We start from the raw sequence: 2,769 nt of genomic DNA, 5'->3' as shown, positions 1-2,769 counted from the left end.
TCAGTGTTGGAACAGGTTCTTGACCACGTGGAACGGATGCTCGACCTTCGCGCGCAAGTACCGAACAGAGGTCTTCCCAATGCAAATTCGATACGAGCTTGAGACTGGACGGCCGAGTTCGCTCGACCTGTGCCGGCGAGTCGCTGCCTATGGCCGGATCGATCGTGTACTTGGCTTCAAAGTGGGCATATCCTGCAATCCGGAAGCCCGCGCAGCGCTGTACAGGCACATGGACCCTCACTACAAAGAGATGGTCGTGCTGTACAAGACATCCTCGCATGCGGTCGTTAGTACCCTGGAGACGGAGCTCACCATATGGTTCAGGGATGATGCCGAGTGCGATAACTTGAATCTTGGTGGCGGTGGCCCGCACGGCTGCGCGCCATACTATCTTTACGTGGTTTTGAGAGAGAGGCTCGCCCGACCAAGCGAGGCCTAGGCGCATAAACGCTCGCGCGGACTCATGATTGATTGTTTGGTTGTCGGCGGTCCGTAGCTTGCGAGTTTCAGCACGCATGATCTCGGCCAATCCCTGCGTAGCGCAGCGGACGGAATGCTCCGTGAGTTCGAGCCTTGCGCCCGATCTGACTGCTGAGCGGGGCAACCATTCCATTGAACGGACGCCTTCCGACAAGCTTCGTTTACTACTAGCCACCGCTTATGTCAAAAGTTTAATTTCATGAACTCTGGGGAGAAAGGCAATGTTGCACGGCAAAAGCTCCAAGATCGTTCTCTATTGGTTCGGCGTGCTTGCTTCTATTTTCAGCATGTACATCGCGTACTTGAAGTTGGGAAGTGACTCGAACCTATTCAGCCTAGTGACGGGCATCTTGGGTGCGGTCGCAGGCTTTCTAGYCAGTCAAGCCTCCAATGTTCGCAGCCAAGAGCAATTGGAGCGCATCCTGGCCGCTTCCTTGATTCGCGAGAAAGAGCAAGAGGCGAAGACAGTTGAAGAGGCCAAGGCCTTGTACGAACAGGAACTGCAGAATCTCAAGGCGATTATTGAACGCGAGGGAAACCAACTCTTGCTAAAGAGACTCAGGGCCGTCTATTTAGACGATTTGAATCGCCCCGGGTTCCGTGGAGGCCGGTTGGTTTAAGTCAGGCCGGCGTGGCGGCCTGCTCGGCGAGTTGCCGGTAGTAGTTTGCCTCAGCCTCGGCGGGTGGGATGTAGCCGATGGGCTCCAGCAGGCGGTGGTGGTTGAACCAGGACACCCATTCAAGCGTCGCCAGCTCCAAGGACTCCTTGGTCTTCCAAGGCGCACGGCGATGGATCAATTCGGCTTTGTAGAGGCCATTGATCGTCTCGGCCAGGGCGTTGTCGTAGCTGTCGCCCTTGCTGCCCACCGACGGCTCAACGCCGGCCTCTGCAAGGCGCTCGCTGTAGCGGATAGACACGTACTGCGACCCGCGGTCGGAGTGAATCACCAGGCTGCGATCCCGTTCGGGTTGCCGCGCGTACAACGCCTGCTCCAGGGCATCGAGGACGAAGTCCGTTCGCATCGAACTGCTGACGCGCCAGCCGACGATGCGCCTGGCGAAGACGTCAATGACGAAGGCCACGTACTGCCAGCCCTGCCACGTCGACACGTAGGTGAAGTCCGAGACCCAGAGCTGGTTCGGCCGCTCCGCGCGGAACTGGCGGTTGACCTTGTCCAGCGGGCATGGCGCCTTGCTGTCGCTGATCGTCGTTCGCACGATCTTGCCTCGCATCACGCCGCGCAGTCCCAGCCGACGCATCAGCCGCTCCACTGTGCAGCGCGCCGCTGCCGTGCCTTCGCGCGCCAGCTGGCGCCAGACCTTGTCAGCCCCGTAGACCTGCATGTTGGCCTGCCAGACGCGCTCGATCCGAGGGGCCAGAACGTCGTCACGTTGGGCGCGTGCGCAGCGCTCCTGCGGGTTGCGCCGAAGTGCCGCATACCGTCGATATCCAGACGGGGAAATCTGCAGAACCTTGCAGATCGGCTCGACCCCGAATGTGTCACGGTGCTTGTCTATCAAGTCCCTCAGGACTTGAATCGGCGGTCGAGCTCCGCCTGGGCGAAAAACGCGCTGGCCACCTTGAGGATCTCGTTGGCCCGACGCAGTTCCTTGACCTCGCGCTCGAGCTCCTTGACCCGCTGCGCCTCGGACGTCGTCACGCCCTCGCGCACGCCGGCATCGATCTCCTGGCGCTTGACCCACGTCAGCAGCGTCTGCGGCACGCAGCCGATCTTCGGCGCGATCGACTCCACCGCCAGCCACAGCGATGGGTACTCCCCACGATGTTCCTGCACCAAGCGCACCGCGCGCTCGCGGACCTCAGGTGAGAACTTGTTCGACTTGTTCATGGCTCCATCTTCTCAAGGGTTGGAGCCTCCTCAAAACCCGGGGCGATTCAATTTGAAGGAGAAGATCAGAGAGGTCGAATCAATCGAGCAGGAACTTCTTCGGATCGAGAAGCTGCCCCCTACACCCGAGGTCGAGCATGTCAGAAAACGCCTTGAGGGTCTGCTGTCAAACGTGCGCAATCCAGAGGAAGACGATCGGCTAATTAGGGAGTTCTGCTACTCAGTGCCTCTGATCGGAAATTCCATGTACTTCATCTACTCCGTTTGGAAGAAGGTCGACCCTTCTGTTCAAGACCGAGTTCATCAGCGGCTGAACTCGCTTGCCAGAGGCAACGGCACAGCCCGCCCAATAGCCCGACTTGTTTCGCTCCTGGTTGTTGCCTTCTTCGTAATCGGCATCATTGCAGTCTTTGTATCCATCTACCGCCGACTATGACGG

The 2,769-nt window shown here is 59.0% G+C and carries 3 protein-coding genes and 1 other annotated feature; of the genes, 2 read left to right on the top strand and 1 reads right to left on the bottom strand.

Going from position 1 to position 2,769, the window contains the following annotated elements:
• The first annotated feature begins 701 nt into the window (after positions 1–701).
• Complete coding sequence (locus AC1D1T_RS31545) at positions 702–1,100, top strand: hypothetical protein (RefSeq protein WP_477993305.1); 399 nt, start codon at positions 702–704, stop codon at positions 1,098–1,100.
• A 1-nt stretch (position 1,101) separates the two neighbouring features.
• Here the strand turns inward: AC1D1T_RS31545 and AC1D1T_RS31540 are convergent.
• Positions 1,102–2,330 (bottom strand): IS3 family transposase gene (locus AC1D1T_RS31540; protein ID WP_477993303.1). Its coding sequence is split into 2 segments (ribosomal slippage): positions 1,102–2,042 and positions 2,042–2,330, totalling 1,230 coding nucleotides; the frame shifts between segments, so codons are not numbered across the junction.
• Positions 1,936–2,052 (bottom strand) — a sequence feature (AL1L pseudoknot). Its footprint overlaps the gene before it by 117 nt.
• Between AC1D1T_RS31540 and AC1D1T_RS31535 the strand changes: the two genes are divergently transcribed.
• Positions 2,314–2,766 (top strand): hypothetical protein, encoded by a 453-nt coding sequence (locus tag AC1D1T_RS31535; protein WP_477826777.1) that lies wholly within the window; start codon positions 2,314–2,316, stop codon positions 2,764–2,766. The genes AC1D1T_RS31540 and AC1D1T_RS31535 overlap by 17 nt on opposite strands.
• Positions 2,767–2,769: the final 3 nt, after the last annotated feature.

Source organism: Rhizobacter sp. P2_H3 (genome assembly GCF_056403355.1).
The sequence above is the reverse complement of the archived record's forward strand: the minus strand, read 5'-3'. Positions and strand labels throughout refer to the sequence as shown.